General features: G+C 46.7%; 16 protein-coding genes. 8 read left to right on the top strand and 8 right to left on the bottom strand.

The window, feature by feature from the left end; all coding sequences use genetic code 11:
• Positions 1-23 precede the first annotated feature (23 nt).
• On the bottom strand, positions 24-1,547 hold the full coding sequence (gene baiB, locus HDCHBGLK_RS07215; RefSeq protein WP_009247906.1) for a bile acid--CoA ligase BaiB: 1,524 nt from the start codon (positions 1,545-1,547) through the stop codon (positions 24-26).
• Between the two features lie 291 nt (positions 1,548-1,838).
• Between baiB and HDCHBGLK_RS07210 the strand changes: the two genes are divergently transcribed.
• The 3 genes from HDCHBGLK_RS07210 (at position 1,839) to HDCHBGLK_RS07200 (ending at position 4,425) form a co-directional block, all read left to right on the top strand.
• Positions 1,839-3,071: a helix-turn-helix domain-containing protein gene (locus HDCHBGLK_RS07210; RefSeq protein WP_004607866.1), complete on the top strand. Its 1,233-nt coding sequence runs from the start codon at positions 1,839-1,841 to the stop codon at positions 3,069-3,071.
• Positions 3,068-3,613 (top strand): hypothetical protein, encoded by a 546-nt coding sequence (locus HDCHBGLK_RS07205; protein WP_004607867.1) that lies wholly within the window; start codon positions 3,068-3,070, stop codon positions 3,611-3,613. Before HDCHBGLK_RS07210 ends, HDCHBGLK_RS07205 begins: the two co-directional genes overlap by 4 nt.
• Positions 3,614-3,690: 77 nt before the next feature.
• Positions 3,691-4,425 (top strand): lysophospholipid acyltransferase family protein, encoded by a 735-nt coding sequence (locus HDCHBGLK_RS07200; RefSeq protein WP_004607868.1) that lies wholly within the window; start codon positions 3,691-3,693, stop codon positions 4,423-4,425.
• Positions 4,426-4,450: 25 nt separating this feature from the next.
• On the opposite strand, the gene HDCHBGLK_RS07195 is transcribed toward HDCHBGLK_RS07200, so the two are convergent.
• Positions 4,451-5,044, bottom strand: coding sequence for a YcxB family protein (locus tag HDCHBGLK_RS07195; RefSeq protein WP_009247908.1), 594 nt, complete (start codon positions 5,042-5,044; stop codon positions 4,451-4,453).
• Between the two features lie 184 nt (positions 5,045-5,228).
• On the opposite strand from HDCHBGLK_RS07195, the gene HDCHBGLK_RS07190 reads away from it, so the two are divergent.
• The 4 genes from HDCHBGLK_RS07190 (at position 5,229) to HDCHBGLK_RS07175 (ending at position 10,073) form a co-directional block, all read left to right on the top strand.
• The gene (locus HDCHBGLK_RS07190) at positions 5,229-6,686 is read left to right on the top strand and encodes a nicotinate phosphoribosyltransferase (RefSeq protein WP_004607870.1); all 1,458 of its coding nucleotides are present in this window, start codon (positions 5,229-5,231) and stop codon (positions 6,684-6,686) included.
• Between the two features lie 16 nt (positions 6,687-6,702).
• Positions 6,703-7,773 (top strand): D-alanine--D-alanine ligase family protein, encoded by a 1,071-nt coding sequence (locus tag HDCHBGLK_RS07185; RefSeq protein WP_004607871.1) that lies wholly within the window; start codon positions 6,703-6,705, stop codon positions 7,771-7,773.
• Between the two features lie 70 nt (positions 7,774-7,843).
• On the top strand, positions 7,844-9,217 hold the full coding sequence (locus tag HDCHBGLK_RS07180) for a UDP-N-acetylmuramoyl-tripeptide--D-alanyl-D-alanine ligase (protein ID WP_004607872.1): 1,374 nt from the start codon (positions 7,844-7,846) through the stop codon (positions 9,215-9,217).
• A gap of 40 nt (positions 9,218-9,257) precedes the next feature.
• Positions 9,258-10,073, top strand: coding sequence for a Cof-type HAD-IIB family hydrolase (locus tag HDCHBGLK_RS07175; RefSeq protein WP_004607873.1), 816 nt, complete (start codon positions 9,258-9,260; stop codon positions 10,071-10,073).
• Positions 10,074-10,178: 105 nt separating this feature from the next.
• On the opposite strand, the gene HDCHBGLK_RS19580 is transcribed toward HDCHBGLK_RS07175, so the two are convergent.
• The 4 genes from HDCHBGLK_RS19580 to HDCHBGLK_RS07155 all read right to left on the bottom strand — a co-directional run bounded on the left by HDCHBGLK_RS19580 (position 10,179) and on the right by HDCHBGLK_RS07155 (position 14,687).
• Positions 10,179-11,393, bottom strand: a complete 1,215-nt coding sequence (locus tag HDCHBGLK_RS19580; RefSeq protein ID WP_004607874.1) for a GNAT family N-acetyltransferase — start codon at positions 11,391-11,393, stop codon at positions 10,179-10,181.
• A gap of 14 nt (positions 11,394-11,407) precedes the next feature.
• A complete protein-coding gene (locus tag HDCHBGLK_RS07165) occupies positions 11,408-12,073 on the bottom strand; it encodes an amino acid ABC transporter permease (RefSeq protein ID WP_004607875.1) in 666 nt (221 codons plus the stop codon).
• Between the two features lie 21 nt (positions 12,074-12,094).
• Positions 12,095-12,928: a transporter substrate-binding domain-containing protein gene (locus tag HDCHBGLK_RS07160; protein ID WP_004607876.1), complete on the bottom strand. Its 834-nt coding sequence runs from the start codon at positions 12,926-12,928 to the stop codon at positions 12,095-12,097.
• Between the two features lie 397 nt (positions 12,929-13,325).
• On the bottom strand, positions 13,326-14,687 hold the full coding sequence (locus HDCHBGLK_RS07155) for a DUF512 domain-containing protein (protein WP_233440755.1): 1,362 nt from the start codon (positions 14,685-14,687) through the stop codon (positions 13,326-13,328).
• Between the two features lie 250 nt (positions 14,688-14,937).
• On the opposite strand from HDCHBGLK_RS07155, the gene metF reads away from it, so the two are divergent.
• Positions 14,938-15,801 (top strand): methylenetetrahydrofolate reductase [NAD(P)H], encoded by an 864-nt coding sequence (gene metF, locus HDCHBGLK_RS07150; protein ID WP_004607879.1) that lies wholly within the window; start codon positions 14,938-14,940, stop codon positions 15,799-15,801.
• 8 nt (positions 15,802-15,809) lie between these two features.
• Here metF and HDCHBGLK_RS07145 read toward each other — a convergent pair whose 3' ends face one another.
• Together HDCHBGLK_RS07145 and HDCHBGLK_RS07140 are read right to left on the bottom strand one after the other, a co-directional pair.
• Complete coding sequence (locus tag HDCHBGLK_RS07145; protein ID WP_004607880.1) at positions 15,810-16,733, bottom strand: LysR family transcriptional regulator; 924 nt, start codon at positions 16,731-16,733, stop codon at positions 15,810-15,812.
• Between the two features lie 15 nt (positions 16,734-16,748).
• Entirely contained in the window at positions 16,749-16,946 is a 198-nt protein-coding gene (locus HDCHBGLK_RS07140) for a hypothetical protein (RefSeq protein WP_004607881.1), read from the bottom strand.
• Positions 16,947-16,994 lie beyond the last annotated feature (48 nt).

Raw genomic sequence — 16,994 nt, 5'->3', positions numbered from 1 at the left:
TTGTTTTCTTTGCATTTTTAGAATCATACCCCGCGGGCAATACAATCTTCCAGGATCCGCTTCCTGTCGGCCTTTCCATTGTCCCCCCTTCGTATGCTCCTTACGAACTCGAATGTCTTTGGTATCTTGTATGGAGTCAGATACTGTCCAAGGAACGTTTTCAGTTCCTCTGCGGGTATCTCTTTCCCTGACTCAATAACCGCGTGGAGCCTTCGCCCCATATCTTCGTCCGGTATCCCTACCACTACAGCATCCAGGATATCCTTATATCTCAAAAGCGCTGTCTCGACTTCGGTGGCGAACACGTTTTCTCCGCCTGATACCAGCATGTCGCTGCGCCGGTCAGAAAAGTACAGATAGCCCTGCTCATCCACGTAGCCGATATCCCCTACGCTTCGGAAGCCTCCCTCTTTCACTTCCAGCGGCTCCCAATTGATGTACTCGGTAACCAGATAAGAGGCTGGCGCCGTCATATAGATCTCGCCAATCTCAAGAGGCGCAACTTCCCTTCCATTCTCATCCTGGATAGACACCTTGCAGTCGCCCACCGGCCGGCCGATGCTTCCCGGATGCTTCACCCACTCGTCTCCCCGGATACAGGTAAGGCCGATGCATTCAGTCATGGAATACATCTCATAGATCTTTTCAGGTCCCAGCAGGTCGATCCAGATCTGCTTAAGCCAGGGAGAACAGACGCCCCCTGTATGGCATAGCGCCTTCAGGGATGCGAAGTCTTCTTTTCCGACTCCCTCCAGTTTGGCAAGCCGGTTCATCAAGGTCGGCACCATCTGTATAAATTCAATCTTATATTTCTTAATCATGTTCAGGATATTTCCCGGGCAAAGGTTTCTGGTCAGTACCAGGGTATTGCCCATGAACAGTCCATTAAACGCCGCGGAGTGAGGCGCGCCATGAAACAGCGGGCCTACCAGCAGCTGGCGCTGCTCAAATCCCATTCCAGACATGAAAGACCAGCTTCTGATCGTCTCATCATCCAGCCCGCATGGAAGGTTCTGACGAATGAACTTCATCTTTCCGCTGGTTCCGCCTGATAAGGATATCATGTTCGGATTGGCCAGCCGGTCCGAAGGCATCTCCTTGGATCTTCCTTCCATTGCCTCATATATCTCGTCTGCGCTAAGGCAGAATTTTAATCCTGGAATCTTGCATTCCGCAAAAGCCGCATTCGGGTGGATGGTATCGCAGGCCTCCCTGATCTCGGATTCCGCCGCCTTATAGGACATGGGCATATAGCAGGCGCCCGTCTTCCAGATAGCAAATACCGCTATAATGTGCTCAATGCTGTTTGGAAACATTGTAAGTACGATCGACCCCGGGCCGATCTCGTTTTCTATAAGGTACCATGCCAGCTGGCTGGAATAGACGTGCAGCTGATGCCAGGTAATAACGGAACAGTTCTGTTCTTTATCTAAGCAGATGACCGCAGTAGAATCTGGCTTGCATTCCGAAACGTATTCCAACTGTTTTCCCGGCGTGACAAAGTTCGATGTCCCCAAATTAAACTTGTTAAAAAAGTCACGCTTCAACTCCTTTCCCTCCCTCTCACACGTTGATTTTTTGTGCATTTTCTTAATGCTTAATATCTTTTCTACGTGCTATTTGTACATTTTTTCAACATTTTCTTCTTTTGCTTGATATAACTTTAACATTTTTACCTGTTACAATATCGGATAATTTCGTGGCATCTTACAATAGTAAAGATTACTTTTTGTTGGTAATATCTAATTGATTAAGGGACAAAACGTGCTATAATACTATCAGAATTGTAACTTCTCACATAATTTTCAGACTCGCCTAGTTAAGGAAGGAGCATAACCATGCCAAACACAATAAAATCCAGGCCGATATGTGGCAGCCCTGTCCATTCGGTCTTTACCGGAAAGGACAAATATCTGCGCCTGCAGAAGCATACCATCAGCGACATCACCCCGCCCATCTGTGAGAACGAATCCTTGTTCATACTGGTGAATTCCGGACGCGGCACAATCACGATCAATGGCGTAGAATTCCCATTTGAACAGGGTACCTTCGTCTGGCTTCAGTCGTACCACACGTTCACGATCAAGGCGGATTCCGACGATCCCCTTGAGTTGTCCATCTGCGTGTATGACTATCCGCTCTCTTCCTTTCTGGCGCTCAGGGAGCCAAGCCCTGATACGGTGGATGCCATTATGGTCGCCCTCCCCGTTATCCGGCTGGAAGGAGAATATCTGCAAAAGATCCGGGATTTATACGATGAATTTGAAAAGGAAGATTCCTGCTTCGACCCTGGCAGTTCCCTGATAAAGGTCTCTATTCTCGGACAGTTTTCATACTTTTTCATCAAGCACAGTATCCGTCAAAACCAGGAAGACCAGAGCCGGGACTGGCCTCTTGGATGGCAGGCAACTCTTTATATCGGCTCCCATTTTGCCGAGGACATTACGGCCGAGAGCGTGGCTGAGCGCTTCTCTACCAGCGCCTCTACGCTGAACCGGGAACTGCGCAATATCAGCGGCTACAACTTTGCCCACACGCTGAATCGCGTACGGGTAAACATTGCTTCCGGCGCGCTTCTCTACGAAGATATGTCACTGTCGTACGTGGCCGAGCATTCCGGATTCTCCTCGGAAGTTGCCTTTTATCGCATCTTTAAGAAATATACTGGGACGACGCCTCTGGAATACCGCAAGCAGATGCTGGAGAGCGGGGAGAAAGTATACCGGGGCATGATCATGAGTCAGATGCTGATGGATGTGCTGAATCACTCCTATGCAAGCTTTTCATCTCCCATCGACATCAAGGATACCTCCAAATCCCTTTATCTGTCCGAGAGCGTTATCCGGGAACTGGTCCAGGAGAAATTCGGCGCTTCCTACAAGGACATCACCGTCCTTACCAGGCTGCGGCATGCTGCCGCCCTTCTGCTTACCACGAATCTTCCGGTGCTGGATATTGCGGTTAATGTGGGATTCAACTGCAGCCGCTCCTTTTCCAGGGCCTTTCATAAACTCTATCAGATGACGCCTGGCGAATACCGAAGTCTCAACCGGGGAGGTGAAAACCAATGACAAAGTCTAAAAACTCCATCAATTACCCGCCGCTTTTTGCAAGCGCGAAATACTACTCCAAAGAAGACTTCCAGTTTCCGGTGACTGCCGTAAGCAAGATCGTTACATCGCAGACGGTCCTGAAAAAGAACAGCGGCATCACCCTGCTGTATTTCCGCGACAGTAACGGCAAGATTGTAGTCAACACCCGGGAATATCCGGTTAGCCGGGGGACGCTTATGTGCTTGGGCGCTTACCATTATTTCCAGTTCTTTCCGGGAGACGGGCCCATGAAGGTAGAACAGTGCCGCTTTAGTTACGACACCTTCCTTTATATGGCCGCTAACCCTTACTACCATTTCTCAGAATTGACCCTGGCAACAGAGCCCCTGACCGCGCATCTGACCGGGGAACTGCGGGATCGCACGGAGAAGGTGGTCGACGCCCTGGTTGAGACGTCCGCACGTCACTGTCAGAAAGGCGGAATGACCGAATTCCTCCTGAGCATGAGGCTGATGGGCTTCCTTCAGAAGACTTTTTTCCGAAAACCTGAGAAATATTAGTTTTGTCCTTTACATCTTTTTCCGTATGGAGGATAATTATTCTATGACTAAAATATCTGGATTGAGAGGTTATACGGATGATAAGATTTATATTTGTAGTTCTATTCTTAGGTCTTTACCTGGTACTTGGAATACCCGTGCTCGGAGTCGAGTGGCTAATTGGAAAATTCAATAAGAAGGCCTGCGATTACCAAAGCCTGCGGATGGTACAATGGGCTTTTAAGGTGATTCTTAAAATATCCGGCGTGCATGTGACCGTGATTGGCGAGGAGAATATTCCGGATGAGCCCGTGCTTTTTATCGGCAACCATAGAAGTTACTTTGACATTCTGCTTACTTATTCCCGCTGCCAAAGGCTCACCGGATATATTGCCAAGAAGGAGATGCTTAAGTATCCCCTGCTGCGGGACTGGATGAAGCGGCTGTACTGTCTTTTCCTTGACAGGGATAACCCGAAGGAAGGCCTTAAGACGATCCTGACTGCCATTGATTATGTAAAGAAAGGCGTCTCTATCTGTATCTTTCCGGAAGGAACCCGCAATGACGGCGAGGAACTCAGCATCCTTCCCTTCCATAACGGCTCTTTTAAGATTGCCGAGAAGACCGGGTGCGCGATCGTTCCCATGTCCATGAACAACACCATCTCCATCTTCGAGAAGCAGTTTCCGAGAATCAAGAAGGTGCACGTAATCCTGGAATATGGCAAGCCGATCTATCCAAAGGATCTCGACAAGGAGACCCGCAAGCATATCGGGGACTATTGCCAGGATATCATATTAGAAACAATCAAAAAGAACCAGGCGCTTGTATAAGCGTCTGGTTCTTTGCCATCTTGTCCTATTTCTTATCTGTATTCTTCTGGCTCTGGACTTCCATCCATGCCTGCTTTAGTATGCTGGTCTTCATCTTCCAGGTAAGTTTCAAAGGCTTCAGCTGCTTTCCGGTCTTATCCATGATAAAATCGTAGAATCCTTCTGGACTGCCAAGCGTGAAATCTTCCTTGGGAATCATATGCATGTCTTCGTTGTTAACATTAATATAATAGTACTTGTTATCCGTATACATGAACGCCACTTCTCCATACTTGACCCTCTGCGGATCCCCTGCATCCGGATTCTCTATCCGAAATTCGCTCTCTCCAAAGATAAAGTGTATCTCGCTCTGGTTCTGATAATTCTTGTCTGCCTTAGCCAGCCGGCGTACGCCGATAGGCTTTCTTGCCAGCGCAAACGCAAATGTCAGAACTGCCAGGATCCCGAATATATAGGTCAACGCAGATCCCTTTCCCAGATACGCCAGGGTAACGTCGCAGATACCAAGCATCACGATACGGAAAGTGATATGCGCATTCCTTTCAGCTTCTTTAAATGAGATAAAATCTTTCAGAACTTGCTCTGTATGTTTTGTCCTTACTTCATAAACTGGGGTCATTTCCGACTCCTCCTTATTTTCTTTCATACTTGTTTTATTATTATAGTATGAATCAAACTGTTCTACAAGGTCTACTTTTTTCTTTTACATTTTACCGTTCAAGTGCTATAATATAACGGAATTTACATTCATAATTATAATGCAGTTGGTTACACTGCCAGATAAAAAGGAGTATTAAAGAGAAATGAACAGACAAGATCTAACTTTGCTGACAGACTTGTATGAATTAACGATGATGCAAGGATATTACGCAAAGGGACAGAACGAGAAGGTCATATTCGATGTATTCTTCCGCCAGAATCCCAGCAACAACGGCTATTCTGTTTGCGCCGGGCTTGATCAGGTCATTGATTATATCAAGAATCTGAACTTTACCTATGAGGACGTTGACTACTTAAGAGGCTTGGGAATCTTCAACGAAGACTTCCTGCATTACTTGAGCGGGTTCCATTTCAGCGGAGATATCTACGCGATTCCCGAGGGAACGGTAATCTTCCCAAAAGAGCCCATCCTAAAGGTAATTGCGCCGATTATGGAAGCACAGCTGGTAGAGACGGCAATTTTGAACATTATCAACCATCAGTCTCTGATCGCCACCAAGACCTCCCGCGTGGTATTTGCCGCCAATGGCGATGGTATCATGGAATTTGGATTAAGAAGGGCGCAGGGGCCGGACGCAGGCCTGTATGGAGCAAGGGCCGCTATGATCGGCGGATGCGTAGGAACCTCTAATGTTCTTGCTGGCAAGCTCTTTGATGTTCCGGTTATGGGAACCCATGCACACAGCTGGATTATGAGTTTCCCGGATGAATATACTGCTTTCAAGAACTATGCGGATATGTATCCGGATAACTGTACTCTTCTGGTAGATACCTATGATACATTAAAGTCCGGAGTCCCAAATGCAATCCGGGTATTCCAGGAGTTTAAAGAGGCTGGAAAGCCATTTAAGAAGTATGGCATCCGCTTAGACAGCGGCGACCTTGCCTATCTTTCCAAAGAAGCCCGCAAGATGCTTGACGAGGCAGGGTTTGCCGATGCATCCATCTGCGCTTCGAATGATCTGGACGAGTACTTGCTCCATGACTTGAAGATGCAGGGCGCTGCCATTGATTCCTGGGGCGTTGGAACAAACCTGATCACTTCCAAGGACTGCCCTTCTTTCGGCGGCGTATACAAACTTGCTGCCATCCAGTCAGAGGAGGATGGCGCATTCGAGCCTAAGATAAAGATATCGGAAAATACAGAAAAAATTACCAATCCTGGTAACAAAACCATCTATCGGATATATGATAAAACAACAGGCAAAGTAAAAGCCGACTTGATCTGCTTCGTTGGCGAGACATTTAACACGGATGAGGATATGCTTCTCTTCGATCCCATCGAGACTTGGAAAAAGACGAAGCTTTCGGGCGGCTCTTACATCATGCGCGAGATTCTGGTACCGGTATTCAAGAATGGAGCGTGCATATACAAGTCTCCGTCAGTAATGGAGATCGCCGAATACTGCAGGAATGAAAAGAAGACACTGTGGGATGAGACCAAGCGTCTCTTCTATCCGCATCAAGTATACGTGGATCTATCCCCTAAGCTTTATGAAGTGAAGAAATCCTTGTTGGATCAAATGAGCATGACAGACTAGAAGGAGACTATTATTTATGAAAATTATTGTTTTAGCAGGAGGACTCAGCCCTGAACGCGACGTGTCGCTCATATCAGGCGCCGGTATTTGCAGAACTCTGAGAGAAAAAGGGCACAAGGCATATCTGCTGGATGTGTTCTTCGGATTACCTTATGATCCCGATAAACTGGAAGAGGTATTCGACCTGCCTGGCGGCGGGCTTGAGATCGCAGAGGGCATCAAGACTACCACGCCTGACCTTGAAGCGCTGAGGGCTTCGCGCCCGGACCAGTCCGACTGTTACCTTGGCCCGAATGTTATCGACCTATGCCGTATTGCTGACATAACATTTATGGGGCTTCACGGCTCTGTTGGAGAAAATGGGAAACTCCAGGCAACTTTCGATATTCTTGGAATCAAGTATACAGGTCCCAATTCCTTTGGTTGTGCCCTGTCCATGGATAAACTGGTTGCCAAGCAGATCTTCAAGCGTTCCGGCGTGCCTACGCCAAGAGGCACTTCCCTGAACCGTAACACCAAGGATACTCCCCTTGAGAAGCTGGGCTACTACCTGCCGCTTGTCATAAAGCCATGTTCCGGCGGTTCCAGCATCGGAGTATATATTGTTCATACAGAGGAGGAATATCGGGAAGCCATCCGCTGCTCCTTTGATGTAAATCACGAAGACGAAGTCGTCATCGAGCCTTATATCAAAGGACGTGAGTATGCCTGCAGCATCATCGCAGGAAAGGCCCTTCCGCTGATCGAGATCATTCCAAAAGACGGAATCTTCAATTACGAGAATAAGTATCAGGACGGCGGCGCTCAGGAACTCTGTCCGCCGGTATCCCTGGATGATAAGACTCAGGCAAAGATCCAGCGTGCGGGCGAGAAGGCTTTTCGGGTGCTGCACATGGATGTCTATGCCCGCGCCGACTTCATTGTCGATGAGACGGATGGAAAGTTCTACTGTCTGGAAATGAACGGCCTGCCAGGCATGACTCCGGCCAGTTTGATTCCCAAATCAGCCAGAGCCATCGGAGTGGATTATGGCGACCTGTGCGAGTTAATTATTGAAGAATCCATGAAAACACGCTACCAAGACTAGAAACTGTCAGGTCTTTGCCCTTGGGGCAGAGGCCTGGTCGTATTTTCACAAAATAAGGAGGACAAGGAAAATGAAGAACCTTACCCTAGAAAACATTACCAAAGCCTGTAAAGGCGTCTATCACGGAGACGAAAGCAAGCTGGGCAGGGAAGTAGGAGGAGTAGTGATCGATAGTCGGAAGGTACAGAAGGATTATCTGTTCGTCGCAATAGACGGCGAGAATGTCAATGCCCATCAGTTCATCCCTGATACTATAGAAAAAGGCGCATTATGCGTCATTTCCCACGAAGACCTTGGAGATACGGATTTCTCTTACATCCTGGTAGAATCCACCGGACAAGCGCTTCTTGATATTGCCAAACTGTACCGGGATTCCTTTGACGTCAAGGTTGTGGGAATTACCGGAAGCGTGGGAAAGACAAGCACCAAAGAGATGATCGCTTCTGTAGTCGCCCAGAAATATAAGGTACACAAGACCATTGGCAACTTCAATAACGAGTGGGGACTTCCTCTTACAATCTTTGAATTGAACGAAGATCATCAGGTGGCCATACTGGAAATGGGCGTCAACCATTTCGGCGAGATGCGCCGCCTCTCTTCGGTTGCCAGCCCGGATATCTGCGTCATTACCAATATCGGCGTTGCGCACCTGGAATTCTTCAAGACCCGCGAAGGCATTCTCCAGGAGAAGTCGAAGATGATTCAGGATATGAAGGATGGCGGAACCATCATATTTAACGGAGACGATGACCTTCTCTCGCAGGCTGGCCCAATCAAAGGCGCCACTCCTATACTTTTCGGACTTGGAGATAACTGCCAGTTCTATGCTGACAATATCCAGCCCATGGGGCTTAGAGGAACCTCCTGCACGATCCATCTGCCGGATGAATACTCCTTTGAATGCGTCGTTCCCCTGCCAGGCACCCACATGATCTCCAATGCATTGGCAGGCGCGGCAGTAGGCTATACCCTTCATCTGACTTCCGAAGAGATCAAGGCCGGAATCGAAGGGCTGCCTTCCATCCCGGGACGCAACAACATCATCAAGACGGATCGCCTGATCATCCTGGACGACTGCTACAATGCCAATCCGGTATCCATGAAGGCCGCTATCGACGTTCTGGATATGGCCATTGGACGAAAAGTTGCCGTCCTTGGCAACATGGGCGAACTTGGAAATAACGAGAAAGTACTTCACCGGGAAGTAGGCGAATACGCTGCTGCCCACGGCATCGACCTGGTATGCGGGATCGGCCACCTGGCAAAGGAACTGGTAGACGGCGCCACAAACGGTTCTTCCTCTACCCGGGGACTTTGGTTCGAGAACAAGGCGGACTTTCTGGATGCCATGAAAGATCTCATTAAAGACGGCGACAACGTACTGGTCAAAGCCTCCCATGGCATGGATCTGACAACGATCGTGGAAGCGCTGAAAAATATATAGAACCAAAATATACAGATAAAGATATTACAGGAGTACAATTATGAATTATCAGATTCTGGCACTGGATCTGGACGGAACACTTACCAACTCAAGCAAAGAGATATCAGAGCCGACATTAAAGGCATTGATCGAAATACAAGAACAGGGAAAGAAAGTAGTTCTGGCGAGCGGACGCCCCACCAATGGCGTGGCCCCTCTTGCCGAGCAGCTTCGCCTTGGGGATTACGGCAGTTACATTCTCTCCTTCAACGGAGGGCGCATTACCAACTGCCAGACCAAAGAAATCATATACAACAAGACGCTCCCGATGGACTGCGCCAAGCCCATATATGACATGGTCTTGGAATATAAGGATCAGGGGCTGGATCTTGTCACCTATACGCCGGACGCCCTGATCTCCGGCATCTGCCCTAATAAGTATACGGAACTGGAATCGCGCATCAATCATATGCCCATTATCCGGGTTGACGACTTCCTTTCTCATATCAAAGAAGCGCCGAACAAGTTCCTGATTACCGGCGATTCTGCTGTCATAAGCAAGATTCAGAAGAAGATCATCGCCCGTTTTCGCTCTTACTTAAGCGTATACTGCTCCGATCCGTTCTTTCTGGAGATCATGCCTTCTGGCATCGATAAGGCCCATTCGCTTCTCCGCCTTTTGACCAGCAGCGGCCTTACGGCGGATGAGATGATCTGCTGCGGCGATGGATACAACGATATCACAATGATCGAGACGGCCGGACTTGGCGTCGCCATGGCCAATGCACAGCCTGCCGTATTGGAAAAGGCGGATTTTGTCACAAAGTCCAACGACGAAGACGGCGTGCTTCATGTAATCAATCAGTTTATGCGATAAGAATGGCACGGCAAGGCTCCGGCATGCATCCTGAAGGTTGTTTTTGCGTGCCGGTACTTTGTCACACTCCCGGAAAAATGCAGTGAGTTCCTCATTGATTGATACCTATATCTCTTTCATCATAATCTCCGAATCACAACCATTGTGATATCTCGAACACAAATAACAGGTAGATATATCTGATGCACTTTGTTGGTCAACTACTTGAAACCCAAGCTTTTTATAGAATTCGGGTACTTTTGCAACAAGGAATATCTTCACAGCCCCTCTGCCTTGCGCCTCCTTGATCGCATCCTTTACCACCATTGTTCCAAGTCCCTTTCCTTGATATGCCTGCTCTATGGCAACCGCCTTTATAATAAACACATCATGTGCATATGCCAGTGCAGCACCACCAACACGATTCCCTGTCTCTCTTTCAATAACTTCAATACAAGTCAATAAGCCCTCTGGCGCCTTTTCCTCCAGGCTATATTCTAATCCCGTACGAATAAACATTGGCAGCATTGCTTCAAACTGCATGGAATGAATAATTGTAAACTCATCTGGCTTACTTAACTTTAAGAAATCTTTTGTTCTTAAGTTCTTTGGATGTCTAAAGATCTCTTCCGGTGTACCTTCTTCAACTATAATTCCATTGTCCATAAAGACAATCCGATTTGCTACCTCCTTAGCAAATGTCATTTCATGCGTTACGATAATCATTGTAAAGTGTTTGGATGCCAAATCTCTAATCACTTCCAGAACCTCTTGCACCCATTCCGGATCTAATGCTGAGGTAGGCTCATCCAACAGTAAAATGTTTGGCAGAACTGCAAGAGAGCGCGCAATTGCGACTCGTTGTTGTTGACCTCCAGAAAGTGTTGCGGGATATTGTTTCGTCTTACCGCCCATACCAACCTGCTCAAGATAATACAGTGCCCTTTTTCTGGCATCTTCTCCATTCATCCTTAACGAAGAAATCAAAGGCTCCATCACATTATGCAACACATCCTTATTCAAGAATAGATTATAACTCTGAAAAATCATTGCCGAGTGTTTCCTAAGCCTTTGAACTTCTTTTTTTGTACACTTTTCTGCATCTATTGCTATATCTCCAATCGTAATTCTTCCTTTATCCGGTTTTTCCAGATAGTTCAGACATCTAAGCAGTGTTGATTTGCCAGTACCTGATGAGCCTATAATTGCAACAACCTCTCCCTTTTTTATGTTAAGATTAATCCCCCGTAAAACCTCCAAATCGCCAAACCGCTTATGAAGATCTCTAATTTCTACCATATGCTTCGTATTTGTCGTATCCATTTTTTCTTTGCAATCCATTCTTTTTAATCTTCCTATCTCGTGCGTGTCTTTTCAAAATATTTTTCTATTACAGTTTCAAATCTTTCAAGAATCAGGATGATAACCCAATATAAGAGCATAAGAACCATATATGCTTCAAAATAATTAAATGTTACTGCCGCTCTTAAATTTGCCGCTGCTGTGATTTCAATTACTCCTATAGTAAATGCCATTGATGTGCCCTTAACAATATCAACAAGATTGTTAAATAATGATGGAATTGCCACCCTTGCCGCCTGAGGCAGAACGATCCGGAACATTGTCTGCATTGAAGACATTCCATGCGCTAATGCCGCCTCTTTTTGCCCTTCTGGAACAGAAAGAAGTGATCCTCTGACCACTTCTTTCATATATGCCGCTGAATTTAACGTCAAACCCACAACACAAACAGAGTATGCTGATACATTCCTTAATGCCGGTACAAACGTAGGAATTCCAAAATATAGAAGAAACAATTGCGGAATCAAAGGTGTGCCACGAAAAAAGGAAACATACAATGAAAATATCCTATCCAAAATTGGTACTTTAAAATATTCTACTATAGCAATTAAAATTGCCAATACCAATGCTAATGTAAACGAAATCCCCGTCAAAGATAATGTTACTGGAAGGGCTTTCATCATAGCTTCCAGTAAATCACCTGTAAATACCCAATCCATAGTCGCGTTTCCCCTCTTTAATTACTCCAGAACTTCCGTATTCTCAGGCTGAACAGTAATATCCGTATCAAACCATTTCTCTGATAACTTCTTTAATGTTCCATCAGCCTTCATCTCTTTAATTGTTTTCGAAACCATACCGCATAATTCTTTTCCTTCATCCGTCTTGGCAAATGGATAAATATTTGTTTCTACACGGTTGGTGTCTCCTAATATTTTAAGATTATCAACTTCCTCAATCGTTGTTTCACAAGAAGTCCTCGCTCTCGGCCATAAGTCACATCTTCCAAGGGCAACCTCCTGTACAGACATTCCATCAAAATAGGTTGGCTTTAGTGTTACACCGTATTCATCTTCAATAGCCTTTAGCACAATCTCATCACTGGTATTAGATTCACATGCAATTGTCATGCCATCTTTTAGATCATCCATGGACTGTAGTTCTCCGTTATCCTTTGCACACAGCAAAGAATAAATATTGTATGCATATGGCTCTGACATGTTATATTTCTGGGCCCTCTCCGTCGTATAAGAGATCTGTTCTCCTATGGAATCCAATCTTCCATCATCAAACATAGACCACATCCCATCCCATTCCATGATCTTATATTCAATCTTATACCCTGTTCTTTCACCGATTTCTGTCCATACATCATAATCATAACCAGATAACTCACCCTTTTTATCGGTCTGAATCCACCCAGGTGTTGTCGCTTCACATCCTACTTTGATCACTTTTTCATCTTTACTTGACTGTTCCTCGGTTTCTTTCGAAGAATCCTTTTGATTACATCCTGCAAGCATCGTTATACACATTCCGAAACACAACAGGATACTGATTGCCTTCTTATTCATTTGCTATTCTCCTTTGCTGTTGTAGTTACTCTTATGGTCTAATAGTCCCATAAATGTACATGGAATGCCAATCGTTAATTCACATATTTGATAAAACATATTGAATATCCAAATAAGTATATGTGATATAATCAGCCAAAAAAGAAACACCTTGCACAGTTCGCCTCAATCGAACCACACAAGGCATTTACTCACTCTATCTGCTAATATGATTAACCGTCACATCAAGCTACCCTCAATCATTCCAAAACGTTTCTGCAGACACTTTACGAACTTATAAATGGTAAACCCACTTCCACAACTACTACGATCGGCAATGCGCCCTCCCCGAACTGGTTGATCAGAATGCAGGAATATCCCGCCTCTTTTCCAACAACTCTATTGTTTCATGATCCGGTTATTGTCCAGCTTTATCATATGCCTGGATATAGACAAAGTTTTCATTGTTCCTATCCATCTCATAATCTGGATAGAGAATGGCATCAATGAATTCCCTGCCTCCCGGCTCCACCGCCGTCAGTTTCATCTCAAGTGCCGCTTCTACGTCTTCCACCGTCAGGTCATCCAGGAATACCTGCTCGCCGCTTCTTAGCATATTGGATGGTATCAGCAGCGTATCTCCCAAATCCTCGCCATGCTCTTTCTGCTCCTTTAACTGCGTCACCAAGTCTTGTCCGGTGATCAATCCGGAGACGGTAATCGTCTCTCCGAAGAAATGATTCCGAATGGCATATACATGAATCGTAAGTCCCGGGAACGCTTCCATCAGCTGCCGGGCGAAATCCCTGACCGTCGGAAATGCCAGTTTTCCTGTGGCTATCGTGATCGTCCGCTCTAGGCCTTCCTTTAACATCGTATATGCCTCTCCGGCAAGGACTTCTTTCAATTCTTCCTGGAATTCATTGATGAACATGCGCATCATGCCCACCCCGTTTTCCAATTGGATATATCCGTCGTACCGCTCTTCTTCGGGGAACTCTCTCTGTGCTGTGATATACCACTCATCGCTGGCATGGATGAAATGAAGGCCGTATTCCTCATAATATCTCTGCTGCCGGCTCTCGATCATGTCTATGACCGCGCCCGCCTCCTCTTTGTCGTACAGTTCCAGAGGGAAAAGCCCGTCCCTATACTTGGTGATTCCCGCCGGAACTACGGATACGCTCCTCATAAAGGGAAGATACCGGGACAGATCGTCAATCGTCCGCTCTAGCTCCGGCCCGTCATTTACGTTCTTGCACGCTACCACCTGTCCATTCATCTCGATATGATTCTCATATAAGACATCCAGAAACTGAAGCTTCTCCCCGGCAAAACGGTTGTGCAGCATCTTACAGCGAAGTTCTGGATTGGTGGACTGGATGGATATGTTGATCGGCGCCAGATGCATCTTGACAATACGCTGGATATCCTCCATCTTCATATTCGTAAGCGTGATATAATTCCCCTGGAGGAATGAAAGCCTGGAATCATCGTCCTTAAAATACAAGGTCTCTCGCATGCCTGGCGGCATCTGGTCGATAAAGCAGAAGATGCACTTGTTGCTGCAGGTGCGGTATTCGCTCATCAGACCATTGTCGAATTCCAATCCAAGATCCTCGTCATAGTCCTTGTCAATCTCCAGCAGCCATTCCTCCCCGTCCGGCTTTCGGATCAGCACCTCGATGTATTCATTTTTGATCAGATATCTATAGTCAAATACGTCCTGTATCGAAGTATCGTTAATCGCAAGAAGCACATCCCCGGACTCAATCTCCATCTCTTCTGCAATGGAATCGGGGTATACTTCTTTGATTATATGCTCTGATTTCTTACCTTTCTTATCCACGTTCTACCTCTTCCCACAAGTTTCTTGCCAGTTCTTTCTCTATATCTCATAATCTCACATGTCCCTGATTTCTTCAAGGGTTATAGTCTTTTCCTATGTCAACCGATAATTTTTTTATATTTTCCTATCTTAAAATTCTTTGATATTATATGTTTCAACACAGACGAAAGGAATAACTGATATGAAGACAACCGAACTTTTCCAGAATAAATCTGTCCTCTCCTTTGAAGTATTTCCCCCAAAGCGGACGAATCCTGTTGATACGATCTACAAGACTATAGACAGCCTGAAAGACTTAAATCCTGATTTTATCAGCGTCACCTACGGCGCTGGCGGCAGTGAGAACTGCAAGGCGACCTTGGAGATTGCCTCCCGGATCAAAAATGAATACGGCATAGAAAGCGTGGCTCATCTGCCCTGCATCAGCCTGACAAAATCCGATGTACGCCGCCAGCTGTCCGATTTCAAGGAGGCAGGCATCGAGAACATCCTGGCTCTGCGGGGCGATGTGCCTTCATGCGGCTATGTGCCTGGAGACTTCCGTCATGCCAGCGATCTGATCGCCTTTATCAAAGAGCATGGAGACTTCAATGTCCTGGGTGCCTGCTATCCGGAAGGCCACCAGGAATCTGCGGATATCTTCGACGATATCAAGAATCTGAAGACGAAAGTCGATGCAGGCGCAAGCCATCTGATCACTCAGCTGTTCTTTGACAACCATTATTTTTACCGCTTCCGTGAGCGGGCTTCCCTGGCAGGCATCCAGGTTCCCATCGAAGCAGGGATCATGCCGGTGACCAATAAAAAGCAGATTGAACGGATGGTCTCTTTGTGCGGCGTCACCCTTCCCCACAAGTTCTCAGCCATGATGGAACGCTACGAGCATAATCCGGATGCCATGCGCGACGCAGGCATCGCTTACGCGATAGACCAGATCGTGGATCTGATCACTCATGGGGTTGACGGCATCCACCTCTATACCATGAATAACCCGTACATAGCCGCCAGAATCTATGAAGCCATCCACCAATTGCTGGCTGCATAGCGGCTGTCTTATGACAGAAGAGTGAATCCATTTTCCGCAATCAGTTTCTTTAGTTCCGCAATATAGCCCCGGGCCATGGAACTTAAGTGGACCTTATTGCCGCAGATAAAGCCAACCCGCATCCACTCGTTCGTTTCCAGTTTCACGGAAACGATATTGTCGCCGTTCAGGTTGCTGTTAAGCACCCCTGAACAGATGGTATATCCATTGAGGCCGATCAGCAGATTGAACAAGGTAGCCCTGTCGCTGACATGAATCGTCTTCTTGTGGGGCGCTGTACTGAGAATCTCTTCGGAAAAATAGAAGGAATTATAGGTGCCCTGCTCAAATGCCAGGAAGGGGTAATCATCCAGATCCTCCAGAGTGACGGATTCCTCCCCTGCAAGAGGATGGGAAGAACTGATGAATACATGGGGACTGGCTTCGAAGAGCGGATGGAATATCAGATGGTTCTCTTTCAAGAGTTTCTGCATGACTCGTTCATTAAAGCCGCTGAAATAGATGATTCCAATCTCGCTTCTGAAGTTCGCCACGTCCTCTATGATCTCATAGGTCCTGGTCTCCCGCAGCGTAAACTCATACTCGTTGGCATCAATGCCGGATATCAGGTTGACGAAAGCATTGACCGCAAAGGCGTAGTGCTGGGTGGATACCGAGCACAGCTGCTTGGAGGGCTTCTTATTCAGATACCGCTGTTCCAGCAGCTGGGTCTGCTCCAGGATCTGCCGGGCATAGGACAGGAATTCCGTACCGTCGGCAGACAGCGTGATTCCCCGGGTTGTCCGGTGGAAGATCTCAATCCCTAGTTCCGTCTCCAATTCCTTCACTGCCGCCGAAAGGCTGGGCTGGGATATAAAGAGCTGCCGCGCCGCTTCCGTGATCGAGCCGCACTCTACGATTTTTATCACATATCTTAACTGCTGTATTGTCATAGTTCTGCGACTCCCCTATTTCTGATGGCTTTTGATCCACCGAAGGTCGCACTCTCCCTGCTGGATGATCTGTACAAGAGAACTGTTCTGCTTGAAAATGCTATATCGATATTGGGTATGGAAATGCCCGTCCACAAGCTTCATCAGCCGCTCCAACTCCTCTTCATGGCGAAGCCAGGAAGAGAATAATGATTCTCCCATTTCTATCTTCATGAAATCGTTCCTCCTTGGTGCCGCGGGCCTCCTGCACGCCCGCGGATA

The sequence above is a fragment of the [Clostridium] scindens ATCC 35704 genome (assembly GCF_004295125.1).
Taxonomy (GTDB): domain Bacteria; phylum Bacillota; class Clostridia; order Lachnospirales; family Lachnospiraceae; genus Clostridium_AP; species Clostridium_AP scindens.
The sequence above is the reverse complement of the archived record's forward strand: the minus strand, read 5'-3'. Positions and strand labels throughout refer to the sequence as shown.